14 protein-coding genes are annotated in these 15,519 nt (G+C 60.0%); 1 reads left to right on the top strand and 13 read right to left on the bottom strand.

The window, feature by feature from the left end:
• Nucleotides 1-254: 254 nt before the first annotated feature.
• The 12 genes from BCM02_RS29850 to hisC form a co-directional block, all read right to left on the bottom strand.
• Nucleotides 255-3,527 (bottom strand): carbohydrate binding domain-containing protein, encoded by a 3,273-nt coding sequence (locus tag BCM02_RS29850; RefSeq protein WP_425466212.1) that lies wholly within the window; start codon nt 3,525-3,527, stop codon nt 255-257.
• A gap of 380 nt (nt 3,528-3,907) precedes the next feature.
• Nucleotides 3,908-4,768 carry a 5'-3' exonuclease gene (locus tag BCM02_RS29845; protein WP_148932784.1) on the bottom strand — a complete coding sequence of 287 codons (861 nt, stop codon included), beginning with the start codon at nt 4,766-4,768 and terminating at the stop codon, nt 3,908-3,910.
• 207 nt (nt 4,769-4,975) lie between these two features.
• On the bottom strand, nt 4,976-6,175 hold the full coding sequence (locus BCM02_RS29840; protein ID WP_148932783.1) for an aminotransferase class I/II-fold pyridoxal phosphate-dependent enzyme: 1,200 nt from the start codon (nt 6,173-6,175) through the stop codon (nt 4,976-4,978).
• A gap of 79 nt (nt 6,176-6,254) precedes the next feature.
• Nucleotides 6,255-6,620, bottom strand: coding sequence for an arsenate reductase family protein (locus BCM02_RS29835; RefSeq protein WP_148932782.1), 366 nt, complete (start codon nt 6,618-6,620; stop codon nt 6,255-6,257).
• A gap of 19 nt (nt 6,621-6,639) precedes the next feature.
• Nucleotides 6,640-7,599, bottom strand: a complete 960-nt coding sequence (locus BCM02_RS29830) for an RluA family pseudouridine synthase (RefSeq protein WP_148932871.1) — start codon at nt 7,597-7,599, stop codon at nt 6,640-6,642.
• 2 nt (nt 7,600-7,601) lie between these two features.
• On the bottom strand, nt 7,602-8,180 hold the full coding sequence (locus BCM02_RS29825; RefSeq protein WP_148932781.1) for a cob(I)yrinic acid a,c-diamide adenosyltransferase: 579 nt from the start codon (nt 8,178-8,180) through the stop codon (nt 7,602-7,604).
• Nucleotides 8,177-8,725, bottom strand: coding sequence for a hypothetical protein (locus tag BCM02_RS29820; RefSeq protein ID WP_148932780.1), 549 nt, complete (start codon nt 8,723-8,725; stop codon nt 8,177-8,179). The genes BCM02_RS29825 and BCM02_RS29820 overlap by 4 nt, the downstream gene beginning before the upstream one ends.
• Nucleotides 8,726-8,916: 191 nt before the next feature.
• A complete protein-coding gene (locus BCM02_RS29815; RefSeq protein ID WP_148932779.1) occupies nt 8,917-9,426 on the bottom strand; it encodes a DinB family protein in 510 nt (169 codons plus the stop codon).
• Between the two features lie 155 nt (nt 9,427-9,581).
• Nucleotides 9,582-9,824, bottom strand: coding sequence for an aspartyl-phosphate phosphatase Spo0E family protein (locus BCM02_RS29810; protein ID WP_148932778.1), 243 nt, complete (start codon nt 9,822-9,824; stop codon nt 9,582-9,584).
• Between the two features lie 116 nt (nt 9,825-9,940).
• Entirely contained in the window at nt 9,941-11,155 is a 1,215-nt protein-coding gene (locus tag BCM02_RS29805; protein WP_148932777.1) for an aminotransferase class I/II-fold pyridoxal phosphate-dependent enzyme, read from the bottom strand.
• 12 nt (nt 11,156-11,167) lie between these two features.
• Nucleotides 11,168-11,659, bottom strand: coding sequence for an Lrp/AsnC family transcriptional regulator (locus BCM02_RS29800; RefSeq protein WP_148932776.1), 492 nt, complete (start codon nt 11,657-11,659; stop codon nt 11,168-11,170).
• A gap of 203 nt (nt 11,660-11,862) precedes the next feature.
• A complete protein-coding gene (hisC, locus tag BCM02_RS29795; RefSeq protein WP_246183609.1) occupies nt 11,863-12,939 on the bottom strand; it encodes a histidinol-phosphate transaminase in 1,077 nt (358 codons plus the stop codon).
• Nucleotides 12,940-13,055: 116 nt separating this feature from the next.
• Between hisC and pdxR the strand changes: the two genes are divergently transcribed.
• Complete coding sequence (pdxR, locus tag BCM02_RS29790; protein WP_148932775.1) at nt 13,056-14,519, top strand: MocR-like pyridoxine biosynthesis transcription factor PdxR; 1,464 nt, start codon at nt 13,056-13,058, stop codon at nt 14,517-14,519.
• Between the two features lie 83 nt (nt 14,520-14,602).
• Here the strand turns inward: pdxR and BCM02_RS29785 are convergent, their stop codons facing one another.
• Entirely contained in the window at nt 14,603-15,454 is an 852-nt protein-coding gene (locus BCM02_RS29785; RefSeq protein ID WP_246183608.1) for a spore coat protein, read from the bottom strand.
• Nucleotides 15,455-15,519 lie beyond the last annotated feature (65 nt).

The following is a 15,519-nucleotide window of genomic DNA, read 5'->3' as shown; positions in this document are numbered from 1 at the left end:
AGGCGGCGACCTGTTCCGCCTTTTCAATTCACCTTGAAGTCCCGATTGCGGGCAACCGAAAAGCTCGCATCCCGCCCATAGCAATGTCGTCGATAACTTGACAAAGCCCCATCTGAAACGCGCTGTCGTCCTCCTTTGCTTATCCGGGTCCTTAAGAGTGTTGCGGGGCTCGGCAGGGACACCGTTTAAGCGGTAAACCCGTAGTACGGCAAAAACCCGCGCCGGGCGCGGGTTTCTTTGTTCGCTTTGTTCGATTACGCTTTCAAGAATGGTCCATCCTCGCCGATCTTGCCCGGCGCCGGATTGCCCGCCAGGTCGAGTACGTACACGCGCAGGTTGCCCTGGCCGCTGACGTTCACGCTCAGCGTGCCGTTCGTGACGGTGCGCACGTCGCCCGTGACGGCATCTTTGTACGTGCCGTTCGGGATATTGCTGAACGTAGCCGAGGAGCTGACCGCGACGAGCGCGAAGCTGTCGATGCCTTTGGCGGTGTCGGTGTACCGCCGTTTGTAAGCGATGCCGCCGCTGACGTTTTCCGTTGAATATTGCCCTTTCTGAAGCGCCGGGATCGCGCGGCGAATTTGGTTCAGCCGCTGCAGATGCTTCACGAGCGGCTTCTGGAGCGTCTGGGCGACGGTGCCGGTAGCCGAAGCCACTTGACCGAAGCCGCCGGCCACGACAGAGCCTTCGAGGTGGTCGCCGAAATAAGCGCGCCCCGTCGTCGCGAGCGGGCAAGTCGGGCCGCAGTCGATCGGCTTGCCGGCCTGGAATTCGATCTCGGAGCCGTAATACAGCGTCGGGATGCCGCGGAACGTCCACATGAGGCTCATGTTCTCCGCCCACGCCGCCGTCCCGCCCGCATACCGGGTAGACGATTTGTTCGGGCCGTAATCGTGGCTATCGACGTAGACGACGTTATACGTGGCGTCGTTGTAGCTGTCGTCCGAGTCCTTGCCGTTCCAGAACGCGTTGCCCGCGTCGCCGAAGTTCATGTGCATCCGCATGTCGATGACGCTCATGCCCGAGAATTTGGAATGGTCCGGCTGATGGTAGGCATTGCCGCTTAGGAAAGCGTTCGTCGACGTCGGCTGGTTGCCCGTGCCCATGTTGTTCTCGTAGTTGTACTGCTCGAGTGCCGCCGCCGTGTCGTCGGCGCTGTACGTCGTCCGCTCCTTCCACGTGAAGAACTGGGCGGAGTGGTTGACCGAGCCCCGGTTCCACTTGTCGTTCACGAACGAGCCGACCTCGCCGAACATGAAGAAGTTCTTGCCCTTGTCGCCGAACTTGGCCACCGCGTGCTCCTGCGCGGCAGGCAGGAAATGACGGTTCCAGGTAACCCGCGGAATGTGGACGGCCGTGTCGATCCGGAAGCCGTCGACGCCCATATCGATGAAGCGGTTATACGCGTCGATCAGATAATCCTGCACGGGTTTCGATTCGGTGTTGAAGTCCGCCAAATCCTCATGAATCCAGCAGCTGCGGGAGTCTTCTCCCTCCCAGTTGCCGATCCAGCACTGATGGTACAGGTTCGAAGGGAACATGCCGCTCGTCGGATTCGGCCATTGGCAGTTGTAAATTTTATACCCTTCCTTGCTCGTGGCGCCCGTCGGTACGCCCCAGTTGCGGCACGTGTTGCCCGCAGGCTCGGATGTCGACCATAGATCGCCGTTGTACGGTTTGCCGCTCGCGTTGACGGTCATTCCGTCATACTCGGCGCCGGCGACCGGCTCGTCGTAAAACCAGCTCCACTGCGTATCGCGGATGCCGAACACCTTCGGCGTATACAAGCCTTTGGCGCCCCAACGGCTGGAGTGATTGTAGACGACGTCCTGGATGATCTTGAGCCCTTTGTTATGCGCCGCATTGATCAAGTCCTGATACGAAGCGCCGGCGGATTCGAGCCGAGGGTCGACCCTGAAGAAATCGTAGCCGTGATAACCGTGGTAATCGTAGTCGGAGCGGTTCAGCACGACCGGCGTGATCCAGACCGCCGAGAAACCGAGCGCCTTGATGTAATCCAGCTTGTCGATCAGTCCCTTGAAATCCCCGCGGAACATTGGGTCGTTATTCGCCGCGTTGCCGCTGGTCGTATGCGCCGAACCGCCGCGGTTATTGGATGCGTCGCCGTCGTAGAAGCGCGCCGTCATGACGAAATAAATCGAGTCTTCGCGCATATCCGTGCCGATCGGCGTTCCGCCTGGCACCGGCGGCGGCGCGTCGCCCGTCGTGGCGCTCGCGGCCGCGCTGGCCGCCGATTTGTTGGCCGGCTGCGCGTTATCGTACGCTTTCACGGTATAGCTGTACGCCGTTCTCGCTTCCAGGGAGCCGTCGCGGAAAGACGTGCTCGTCGTCGTGAACGTCTTCGCGCCGGCCGTACCGCCGGTACGCGTAATTTCGTAGCCGGCTACCCCGCGGCCGCCCGCGTTGTCCGTCGAAGCGGTCCAGTTCAGCGTGATCGCAAGACCGCTCGCGACCGCCGATACGCCTTGCGGAACCGACGGCGGCGTAACGTCTTCCGGCAGCGGCGCGCATGGGTTCGCCGCTCCGGCGGTCACAATGCCGTCCTTCACGGTGACTACGCCCGCAGCCAACGTATAATCCGAGCCGCCGTTATTATCCCAGGTCGAACCGTTGTTGAAGGCCGCTTTCATGGAAGACGCGGAACCCAGATCGACGGTCTTCTTCACCCACTCCGCGCAGGCGTTCTCGTTCATCGCCACGCCCGGCGCGGCCGTCCAGCTGCCGCCCGCCGGTTGGTAGTGGACACTAACCGACGTCCATCCCTTCGTCTTCGTGTAGTAATAGACGATAGCCTGATTACCGGCCGCGGCGGTTGTCACGGACAAAGGGACGGATGGCGCCGATTGGTTGCCCGCCGCGTCCTTCGCCACGACCGTGTAGCTGTAAGCCGTGGCAGGCGTTAGCCCCGTATCCGCGTAAGTTACGCCCGTTACGCCGCTCTTGACGAGCGCGCCGCCGCGGTAGACATCGTAGCCGGCTACGCCGCTGCCGCCCGCGTTATCGGTCGAAGCCGTCCACGATAGTGCCGCGGTCGTGCTGGTCACCGCGCCTTTGACCAATCCGGCGGGGACGCTCGGCGCCGTCGTATCCGGCGCGCATGGATTGCCCGCGCCGGCGGTCAGCTTGCCGTCCTTCGCTTGATGCTCGCCAGCACCGGCTTTATAGTTGGCGCCGCCGTTGTTGTCCCAAGCGCCGGAGCCATTGTTGAAGACCAACTCGAACGTGGCCGCGCTGCCGAGCGTAACGGTCGACTTCGCCCAGTTCGCGCAGGCCGCATCCATCTTCGTGCCCGGCACTGGCGTCCAAGTTCCGCTCCCGTTGTGATGCATGTAGACGGTATTCCAGTTCCGCGTCGGCGTGTAGTAGTAGACGGTGGCCGATCCCGCGGATGTTTCCGCCGCTTGAACGACCGTTTCCGCCGCAGGCGGAATGATGCCGGACGTCGTGAGCACCATGAAGCCCATGAGCCATGCCATGATTCGTTTGCTGAACGTTCCTGCTCGCATGTACGATTAATCCTCCCTTAGTGGCCGAAAGCGTTGGGGATATTCGCTTTTAGGCATCATTACCAGGCGCGGCTTACGCGCCGTCTTGATTCGCATGCCCTCCTTTGTTCAAACGTTTGCGCAAATCAATGCGGAACTCCATTTGAATAAAGCGCTTACACGGATATTGTAGTGTCGCATTCCTTTCCCCGCAGTCGACGGGATTGACTTCTCACGGTGGAAATTATTGTATGGGGAATCGGTATCATCGCCGTCTGCAACTTTCGGCCCGCCATTAACGTCGCGCTCTATGCCAGTGCGGACTCGAATGCCCGCTCTTGCGCATAGCACGAAGAAGCCCTTCTCCCGCAAGCAGGAAAAGGGCTTCTCGCCTTCTCGTATTAGCCGATCATTTTCAATAAGTTCGTTAGCCGGTATTTATCGAACACTTCGGAAGCCGAATCCAGCGGCACGCTCCACGTGCATTCCTCGAGGCTGCAGGCGACCGGCACTTCGATGTTGATGCGTGCGAGCGTCCGCGACAGATGGAGCATCTCCAAGTCCGCTTCGATCTTCGCCTTGACGCTCTTCGGCAGTACCTCGAGGTTGCTCAGGATGCCGTCGATCGACTCGTATTCGGTCAGCAGCTTCAGCGCGGTTTTCTCGCCGATCCCTTTGACGCCGGGGTAATTATCGCTCGTATCGCCCGTGAGCCCTTTCATCTCGACGACCTGGAACGGATGTATACCTTTGTCCGTCTTCAGGAAATCTAAGTCGTACACCGCGTAATTGTTCCGGCCCTTCTTCATGATGACGACATGGATGCGCTCCGTCACCAGCTGCAGCATATCCTGGTCCCCGGTAAGAATATAGACATGCCCCAGCTCGCTTAGCTTATTCGATACGGTGCCGATGCAGTCGTCCGCCTCATAGCCTTCCAGCCCGATGTTCGGAATGTTCAGGGCCGCCACGATATCCTTGACGAGCGAGAACTGCGGAATCAGGTCTTCCGGCGCATCCGGCCGATTCGCTTTATAATCCGAAAATAACTCCGTGCGGAACGTCTTGCTCCCCATATCCCAGCAGCACACCACGTGCGTCGGCCGGAATTCGTTCACCGCGTCGAACAGATACTGCATAAAGCCGTAAATGGCGTTCGTCGGCGTGCCGTCCTCAAGCCGCCGGGCGCTGTAAGACTGCGCGAAAAAAGCCCGGAACAGCAAGGCCATGCCGTCCACGATCAAAATTTTGTTCTCGTTCATCCGATTCCATCCCCATACCGTAATACTTGCTTCTTATTATCTTAGAGCACAGCGCTAGGACCCTGCAATGCCTAAACATTGCTAACAACGCGCGACAATCGCTGTCGATAAACCATGCCGTTCTAGGCGCGACTTGCCAAGGCTCGTCCACGCCGTCCTTCAAGGACAGCGCCATTTCAAGCAATATCCCGGTCCGTTCGCCGCGAGCTACTCGCCGCGAATAAAACGTCCGATCCGCTTCGCCGCATCCAGCAGCTTTTCTTCTTCCTCGACGAGCGCGATTCGCACGTAGCCTTCGCCTTCAGATCCGAAAGCGTCGCCCGGGATCATCGCAACTCCGTACCGAGCGAGCATTTCCCGGGAAATTCGACGCGAAGTCCAAGGTTCCGCCATATGCCAGCGCATCGGGGGCAGCTTCGCCCATATGAACATCGTCGCCTTCGGCTCGGGTACTGCCCAGCCTTCCGCCGCCAGCGCGCCGAGGAATAGATCTCTGCGCCGTTCGTATAATCCGCCTACCGGTTCGACCGTTCCCGACATATCGCGCTCCAAGGCGGCGACGGCCGCTTCCTGCACGGGAAGGAACACGCCGAAGTCGATGTTCCCCTTCAGCTCGGCCATCGCCGCTACCGCCTCCGCGTTACCTGCCACGAAGCCGATCCGACCGCCCGCCAGATTAAAGCTCTTCGACATGGAATGGAATTCCACCGCGATATCGCGCGCCCCTTCCACCTGCAAAATGCTCGGCGGACGGAATCCGTCGAACGCCATCTCCGAATAGGCTAGATCATGCACGATCAGGACGTCATGCCGCTTCGCCGCCGCGACCGCTTGCTCGTAGAACGGCAGGTCCGCAACCGCCGACAGCGGATTGCTCGGATAGTTGAGCAGCATGAACTTCGCCTTGCGCCATACCTCCTCGGGAATGGCATCGAAATCCGGCAAATACCCCCGTTCCTCGCGAAGCGGCATCAAGTATGGCTCGACGCCCGCCACGGCAAGTCCTGCCGCATAGACGGGATAGCCGGGGTTCGGAATGATCGCAATATCGCCGGGGTCGCACAATGCAAGCGCGAGATGCCCGAGCCCGTCCTGCGTTCCCATCAGAGAGAGCAGTTCCGTCTCGGGGTTCAAGTCGACGCCGAACCGGTACGCCATCCATTCCGCGACTTTGCCGAGATAGCCGCGGCTGCCCTTCGTGCCCGGGTACGCGTAGGCGTCCGCCCTTAACGCCGCATCCGCGAGCGCCTGCCGCACTTCCGGCGCGGGCGGCTGGTCGGGACTGCCGATGCTCAGGTCGATCACGTCCAATCCGGCCGCCATCGCCTCTCGTTTCCAACCGCTCACTTCGGCAAAGATCGAGGATCCGAGCCGATCCAGCTTCTCTGCCCGCCAAGATTTCTTCATTGCTTCTCGCGCCTCCCCTATGTCGACGAACGGTGCGCCGCCTGCCAGGATGCCGGCAAGAGCGCGCCGTATTCCGGCCTTATTGCTTCCATTCCTGCTCGTAATGCTCTTCCTTGAAGCCGACCGTCACCTTGCTGCCGTCGGTCACGACCGGACGCTTGATCAGTCTGCCGTTCGAGGCGAGCAGCGCTATCTTCTCTTCGTCCGTCATCGCGCCCAGCTTATCCTTCAGCCCAAGCTCCTTGTAGACTTCGCCGGACGTATTGAAGAACTTTTTGATATCGAGTCCGCTGCGCGCCACCAGCTCCGCGATCGTCTCGGCGGAAGGAGCCGTCTCGAACACGTCGTGCTTCTCGATGTCGTCGTAGCCTGCGGCTTTCAGCCACTTAAGCGCGCTGCGGCATGTGCCGCATTTGGAATATTCGTATAGCTTAAGTTTACTCATCGGATGTCATTGCTCCTATCTATCGTCCAAAATCCTGCTTGGCGAGCGCCGTCTCCAAACTGCTCAAATCCTCGGGAAGCGAGGCTTCCCATTGCATCCATTCGCGGCGAATCGGGTGCGTGAAGCCGAGCACGGCGGCATGCAGCGCCTGGCGCGCCACCAGCCCCTCCAGCTTCGGCAGCCCGTCCGCCAGCCGTTCCGGCGCGGCGAAGCCGTACATCGCATCGCCGATCAGCGGGCAACCGATATGCTTCATATGCACGCGAATTTGGTGGGTCCGTCCCGTCTCGAGCTTCAGCTTTACTTTCGAAGCGATGCCGTCTCCGTATACGGCGGCCGTCTCGTAATGCGTCACCGACGGGTAGCCGCTCGGCGTTACGATGCGGACGTGCGGCGATTCCGGGTCCCGGTCGATCGGCTCGTCAACGGTGCCGGCCGATGCGGGCGGCGCGCCGTAGACATAAGCAACATACGACTTATAGACTTCGCCGGCCTGCAGCTGTTCGGACAGCTGTTGATGCACGTAAGGGGTCTTCGCGATCGCGACGAGCCCGGACGTATCCTCGTCCAGCCGGTGGATCGGACGAAACCGGACGATCTCGCCGCATTCCCGCCAATGATGGACGACGCCGTTCGCAATCGTGCCCGTATAGTGGCCATGGGTCGGGTGCACGACAATGCCAGGCGGTTTGTTGACGATAAGCAGGTCCGCGTCCTCGTACACGATGTCGAGCGCCATCGGCTCCGGCAGAATATCGTCCGACCGCTCCTGCTCCATTCGCAGCTCGACCAGATCGCCTTCCTGCACGCGGTCGTTCACATATACCCGCTGCCCGTTCACCGTAATGCCTCGCTCGGTCAGCTTCAGACGGGAGAGCAGCTTACGCGAGACGCCAAGACGGCGTTCGGCGAGCGTGCGCACCATCATTCCCGCGTCCTTCGCCTCCACGAGCACGGACAGCGGCGGGTAGTACTGCATCGTCATGGTTTCTTTTTCTTGCGGAACACTTCCGCGCTTCGGACGTATTCCGTGTCGGGCACGCCAAGCGCGGCGTTCGCGGATCGCGCCGCCGCGAAGAAATAATCCGAGAGGCGGTTGATATACTTCAGCACGTCCATGTTGATCTCCATCTCCGAAGCCATCGTCACGACGCGGCGCTCGGCTCTGCGGCAGACGGTACGGCAGACGTGAAGAACGGCCGACGTCTCGCTGCCGCCCGGCAGGATGAAACGCGTCACCTCGGGCGCCGCCGAGATATGCGCGTCGATCCATTGCTCCAGCCGCTCGGCCGGCTGCGCGTCCATCTTGAACTCGCGGCCGGCCGGGTCGGCGAACGCCAGATCGGAGCCGCAGTCGAACAGCTCCTGCTGAATCTCCAGCAGTTCCGCGACCAGCGCCTCCTGCTTCCCTTCGCGCGCGGCTACGGCCGCCGCTTGTCCGACGAAGCTGTTCAGCTCGTCGATCGTGCCGTACGTATCGACGCGGATGTCGTCTTTGCGTACCCGTCCGCCTTTGACGGAAGTTTGCCCGCCGTCCCCGGTTCTCGTATATAATCTCATGGCTTCATTAGCTCCTTCATCACTTGCTTGGACAATTCCTGATCCGGGGCGTTCACCGGAATAATCGCCACGATATCCTTCTCTTCGTAGCCGGCGGCCTTGAAGGCCGGAATCTTCTCGACCGGAATCGCGAACAAGCCCTTCACCTTCGTCAGCTCGCCGTTCTCGCTTTCGACCATGCTCTCCATGACGCCTTCCTGGTAATCCTCCGCCTTGAACGTATCGTCAAGCTGAACGGCCGGCCCCTGGTCGATCATCATCTGGAGCGCATCCTTAGGCATGACGATAATCCCGTTGCCCGCGGCCGCGATCTCGACGACAAGCTTCTGCGCGTTGTACATCGGGCTTGCGTTCACCGCGATCGACTTCGTCTCGCCGAATCCGGCCTGTACTTTATCTTCGATCTTCTGCGCCGCGTCGGGATTGAAATATTCCTTCGGCATAATGAACACCGTTAAATCCGGCTCATCTCCGCAGCCCGCTAACAACGCGCCAAACAAGGACAAAATGAGCAGCAGCGCTGCAAACCTCTTCGTTCTCTTCATCTTCGGCAAATAAGCTCCTTCCACTGGCGTAGAGTCTACGTTCACTATATCATATCTGACGCGCTCCCCACACCGTCGAAACGATAGGGTTCGAGAGATTCCAAGCTCGCTCGTCACGAAAACGACAAACGGCGCGATGACCCCCTCGGGAGATCGCGCTCGTTCGAAGCCAGGCTATACCGCCCGGCCGCTTATGTACGCTGCTGCAAATCCGAACCGATCGCGCCGTCCGCCTCCCGGCCCAAGAAACGCTGGATCTGCGCCATATGATGCGCGTCGTGCGCGATAAAGTCGGCCGCGTATCGTCCTATGGCGAACGGTTGACCGTCCGCATCGGTATAGACGCGAGACGCGCGCTCCTCGCCGAGCATCGTCAACTGGCGGATGATATCGCTTCGGAAGCGAATGGCCAGATCCAAGATCACCTTCTGGCTGCGGGTCGCGGCGAACGTCATCGCATCGCGATTGAATGCATCGTAATCCAAGTGCCGCGCCGTGAGCGGCTCCCCCTGGGCAATCCGCTCAATGGCTTCTTCCAGAAAATACTTGTCCCATAGCATCATATGGGACACGATATCGCGAACGGCCCACTTGCCAGGCGCGACCCGCGCCGTCCAGGCCGCCTCGTCCAGCCCGCGCAGCGACTCCGCGAACGGAATAAGCGCGGCGAAATCATGCAGCAGCTGTTCTCTGCTAGCCATCGTAGACCTCTCTCCCTTACCTGCTTAATCGCTTGCTACTTTAAACATGCTCATTCATAATAGAACATTTGTTCCTGTTTGTAAATCCGTCTGCCGTCCTTCACCCGCTTCCGGCGCGCAAAAAAGCCGGCCATCCGGCCGGCTGCTGTTATGTGCTATTGAAGAGAATTTCTTCTCACCATAAATCGCATATACTCGTTAATCTTAATGTCTAGCTTGCGGCTCAAATCGATGACGATATCGGAGCTGAACGTTTTCTGCTCCAAATACGATTGTTCCATTCGTTGACGCAGCTCGTAGATCTCGTCTTCCAATACGCGGATGGAGGAGGAGTACTGCTTCGCTTGGATGGCGCCCGTTTCGCTTCGAAACGAGAACTCATAATCCGCACAAGCCAATGTTCATTCCTCCTTCTGTCGTAAATATCGGTTGCCGGGATCGCTTGTGCAAACTAAGTTTATAAAAATTTGTTAAAGTTATTATAACAAAGTCTGCCAATAATGAAACTATTTTTTTAGTTTGCCTTCAATTTCTGGACGAATTGTCCGATCCGGTCGATCGCTTCCGTCAAGTTCGCGATCGAGCTGGCGTACGAACAACGCAGATGGCCTTCGCCGCCTTTGCCGAACACGTCGCCCGGGACCGCCGCCACGCTGTATTCCTGCAGCAGCCGCGTCGCGAATTCCTCGCTCGTCAGCCCCGTCGATTTCACGGAAGGGAACGCGTAGAATGCTCCCTGCGGTTCGTGGCATTCCAGACCGATCTGACGGAAGCCCTGCACGACGATCCGGCGACGCTGATTGTACGACTCGACCATCCGGTCCTTCTCTTCCAGCCCGTTGCGGAGCGCCTCGAGCGCCGCGATCTGGCCCATGATCGGCGCGCACATGATCGTATATTGGTGAATCTTCAGCATGGCGCCGATCAGCTCCGGATGTCCGCATGCGTAACCCATCCGCCAGCCGGTCATCGCGAACGCCTTGGAGAAGCCGCTGACGAGAATCGTCCGTTCCTTCATGCCCGGCATCGCCGCGAAGCTGACGTGTTTCATGCCGTAGGTCAACTCGGCGTATATCTCGTCGGAGATGACGATCAGGTCGTTCTCTTCGGCGAACTTGGCGATCGGCAGCCAGTCCTCGTACGTCATGATGCCGCCCGTCGGGTTGCTCGGGTAACAGAGGATGAGCACTTTGGATCTCGGCGTCAGCGCGGCTTGCAGCGATTCCACGCGCAGCTTGAAATTGTCTTCGGCGAACGTCTCGACGCCCACCGCCACGCCGCCGCTCAAGGTCGTGATCGGCGAGTAGGTGATGTAGCAAGGCTCCGGCACGAGAATTTCATCGCCCGGCGTAATGAGCGCCCGCAAGGCGAGGTCGATCGCTTCGCTGCCGCCGACGGTCACGAGAATTTCGTCCGCCGGGTTGTACTTCACCTGGAAGCTGTCGTTCAAGTATTGGCCGATCGCCTCGCGCAGTTCCGGCATGCCGGCATTGGAGGTATATTGCGTCTTGCCTCTCTCGAGCGAATAAATGCAAGCATCGCGCACATGCCAAGGCGTGACGAAATCCGGCTCGCCGACGCCCAGCGTGATGATGTCCTTGCGGCCGGCCGCCAAATCGAAGAAACGGCGGATGCCGGACGGCTTCATGTCGCGCGCGCCCGGCGCGAGGTAATCGCGCATGGAGCGGAGCGATGTTTGCGGCTGGGGTTTCTCTTCTTCTTTAATCATGGCCCATCACCCTCACGGCGAGACGAGAAGACGGTGATCGTCTTCGCGCTCCTCGAATATAATGCCGTCCTGCTTGTATTTCTTCAGAATAAAGAACGTCTTCGTCGACAGCACCGCGTCGATCGTCGACAATTTGCTCGATACGAACGAAGCCACTTCGTTGAGCGTCTTCCCTTGGACTTCGACCAGCAGGTCGTAAGCGCCGGACATCAGGTAGACCGACTGCACTTCGGGATATTGATAGATCCGTTCCGCGATACCTTCGAATCCGCGGCCGCGTTCCGGCGTAATTTGAACTTCGATCAAAGCGGTAACCTTCTCCTCGTCGATCTTGCTCGGGTTAACAACGGCCGCGTATTTGACGATGACGTGCTCCTGCTCCAGTTCCGCGATCGCCTGCGACACCGCCGAGGCCTCCGCATCCAGCATCGTCGCGATCAGCTCCGCGCTGCGCCGCGCATCTTCCTTCAGCAGCTCCAAAATCTTCGTTTTAAGCTCACTCATCGTCAATACCTCCGCTTGCCCCATTCCATAGTAAAGCGCTCGCGCCTTGCTTGCAGGGCGTAATTTTACATGATGTGTCATTAAGTAATAAAGTCTATATTACAACGAATCCAAGCTTCCTGCAAAGCGGAAAAAGCGGCCCCGCTTGCGGCCTCCCGCTTTTCCGTTCTCCCGGTCGGACGGGCGCTCGGGAAGGTTCGGCCTTAGCCCGAATTCGACGCGAGCGCATCCAGCTCCCTCCTCAGCCATTCCATCTCTTCATCCGTCCCGATCGAAATCCGAAGCAGACCGCGAAGCCTCGGATGCTCGTAGTGCCGAACGTATATATCCCGCTCGACCAGCTTCCGATATATCGTTCGGGCATCCGGTCCGGTTACGGGGGGCGCGCACAGCACGAAATTGGCCGACGACGGAAGCACGTCGTACCCTCTCCGCCGCAGCTCGCCGGCAAAAGCGTCCCTCGTCGCAACGACGCGCGCCACGCTGCCACGCATGTAGGCGTCGTCCCGCACGGCGGCCAGCGCCAACTTCTGGGCCAGCGCGTCAACGTTGTAGATGCCCCCGCCCTTCGCGAACGCCGCGATCAGCTCCCGGCTGCCCGCGCAGTAGCCCGCTCGCAGTCCGCTTAACCCGTATGATTTGGAGAAGGTCCGCAGGACGAGCAGGTTCGGAAATTGTTCGATCAGCGGCAGGACGGACGATCCGGCCGGCGCATAGTCGATATAGGCCTCGTCCACGACGACCAGTCCCTGGAAAGAACGAACGAGACGCTCGAGTTCTTCCGGGTTGGTCAACAAACCGGTCGGCGCGTGAGGATGAATTAGAATCAGCGCGTCTGCGCCGCTGGACAGCAGGCCGTCGATATCCAGACGGTAATCAGGCAGAAGCGGGATGGGGATGCACGCGGCTTGATGGCCGGCCGCCTCGGTCTGGTAAAGTCCGAAGCCCGGCTCCGCCACGGCCGCCCGTCCGCCCGGACCGACGAACACCTTGAACAGGAGCGAGATAATTTCGCTGGAACCGTTCGCGCAGTAGATTTGCTCCGCCGCAAGCCCCGTCCGTTCGGCGATCGCCGCACGAAGCGCGCCTGCCGACGGATCCGGGTATCTGCGCAATGACTCTTCCGGCATACTCCGCAGCGCTTCCAGCACCGCCGGCGACGGCGGATAAGGGTTCTCGTTCTGGTTCAGTTTGGCGCAGGTCCGGCCCGGCTTCGGCTGCTCGCCCAACGCATAAGGTTCCAACCGTTCAATATGAGGCAGCGCGTAAGTGTGCATCATCGACATCTCATCCCTTTTCTGTGGCATGCTCCCATCGTAATACAGTCTTGTCACGCGCAAAATGTACAGATTATACTTTTTTCATGTGACAGATATAAGAATGGAGAGGAATCCGCATGCACTCGCTCATGCCGACGCTCGACGACGCGTCCAATGTCCCCGTATATATGCAGCTATATGCCTATATTAAAGCTCAAATCAGCGCAGGGCAGCTGCGCCCCGGCGAGAAGCTGCCCTCCGTCCGCCTGCTCGCTTCCCTCCTGGGACGCAGCCGGACGCCGATCGCTCACGCTTACGATCAGCTGGCCGCGGAAGGATATGCGGTCAGCCGCCCCCGCTCCGGGCTTTTCGTGGCGGATTTATCCATCCATTCGCCGGAGATCACCGGTTCTCCCGGCATCGATCCGATCGACAAGTCCGCGTCGAAGCCCCTTGCGACTGACGGTCCTCCAATTCCGTCGCGCGCCTATCATGCCGCCAATGCCGACGAAGCGGATTATGATTTCGGATACGGGGCGGTCGATCTATCTCAATTCCCGCATGGCAAATGGCGCAAGCTCGTCGGCGAATGCTTCCTGCCCGAGAACGGCCGGACCCTCCTGTACGGCGATTACCAGGGCGACCCTCGTCTGCGGGAGGAGATTGCCGCCTATCTCCTTCACGCCCGCGGCGTACGATCCTTGCCCGGGCAGATCGTCGTCGGCGCGGGGACGTATCATTCGCTCGCGCTGCTGCTTCAGCTGCTCCGTCCGCGTCTGGGAGCGATCGCGGCGGAAGAAGCGGTCAACGACGGCGTCAAATCGCTGCTGCTGCAAGCCGGCGCACCCGTTAAGCCGATCAGTCTGGAAGCGGACGGCATCCGCATGGATGAGCTGCGGGCATCCTCCGCCCAAGCCGTCTACCTCACGCCCTCCCACCAATTTCCATACGGCATGACCACTTCCATCGCCAAACGGCTGCAGCTCCTCGCATGGGCGCAAGCACGCGACGCCTATATTATCGAGAACGATTACGACGGCGAGTTCCGGTACGGCGGCAAACCGATTCCTTCCCTCCAAGGACTAGATGCCGACGGTCGCGTCATCTACTTAGGGACCTTCTCCAAGGCGCTGGCTCCGTCGCTGCGAATCAGCTATCTGGTCCTGCCCCCGGAGCTGCTGTCGGCGTTCAAGGCGATGGCCCACAGCTACGACCAGCTCGCCTCGCCGATCTTCCAGGCCGCTCTTGCGCGGTTCATGCGCGCCGGCGATTTCGAGCGCCATATCCGGCGTATGCGCATGCTGTACAACCGCAAGCAGGAGACGATGCTGGCCGCCGTCCGCGAGCATCTAGGCGATCGCGTCGACGTGATCGGCCAAGGCTCCGGGCTGCATCTGCTGCTGCGCGACCGCTGCGGCAGGCGCGAAGAAGAACTCGTGACCGCCGCCAGAGCGGCGCGCGTCCATGTCTATCCGACGTCCATCTATGCGCTTGCTCCCGAGCTTGCCGCCCCCGGCACGGTGCTTCTCGGCTACGGAGGCATCCCGATCGAACGAATCGCGTCAGGCATCCGCAGGCTGTCCGAGGCTTGGGAAGTTTAGCGGCGGTCCGGAGAAGCCCGCGGGTATCAACGGAAGCTATCCTAGTATGCAAAAAAGCTCCCTCTCGGGAGCTTTGCTGGTGCTTAGGAGAAATAATTCGGCTGATTGCCGCCTGGCGTCTGGTGGATCGGCTGCAGCGGCGTGAAGCCTGCGTTCGTCGCGTTCGCGCGCGATTGCTGCGCGGAAGACTGAGCGCTTGATCTGAACGCCTGATTCTGCTGGGACGGCTGGAACTGCTGGGAATGCTGGTTTTGTCTCGCCTGCTGGTACTGCTGTTGGCTAATGCCCGCTTGCGGGTTATGCGCCTGCTGCCCGAACGCATTCGACTGGTGCACGGGTTGATACTGGGAAGCCGATTGCTGCTCGCTTGCTTGGAACAGACCTGCGCCGGTCGCGAATTGGTTTTGTTGGAACTGTTGGCGGTGCTGATCCTGCTGAGCGAAAGCGCTCGCGGCCACCGGAATTTGCGCTTGCTGGAACTGCTGCTCCTGCGCATTGATCGGCTGCGCCTGCTGCGGCTGTTGGAACTGCTGGCGCGAATTGGCAGCTTGCTGTTGCTGCGGGAACTGGCTTTGGCTCTGCGCTTGGGATTGATTTTGCGACTGCAGCCCGATCTGCTGGAGCAGCTGCGCCGCTTTCTGCTGGGTCTGCTGCTGCTTCTGCAGCTGCTTGTCCATCTCTTGGCGCAGCGCGGCCGTCGGCGTGTCGTACAAGTTGTTCTGCTTCATCGCGCGATAGAGCTCGCCTTGCAGGCGGAGCGTGCTGTTCAGCAACGATGTGAACACTTGGCGGATATCCGGGCAATTCGACTCGGTCACCGCCGTCGCGTACTCGCCGGATACGCGTTTCAGGTCGGCAAGCACCGTATAAGCCAAATCTTCCTCCGCCAGCAGATGGGTATGCGTCTGTTTCTGGCCGTTCGATTGTTGGAACACGTGGAAACCCTCCTTATGGTTGACAGTCAATATCTCGTCCGGGCGAAACGGCTTGTCCCGCGCGG

The sequence above is a fragment of the Paenibacillus methanolicus genome (genome assembly GCF_008124765.1).
GTDB lineage: Bacteria > Bacillota > Bacilli > Paenibacillales > Paenibacillaceae > Paenibacillus_Z > Paenibacillus_Z methanolicus.
The sequence above is the reverse complement of the archived record's forward strand: the minus strand, read 5'-3'. Positions and strand labels throughout refer to the sequence as shown.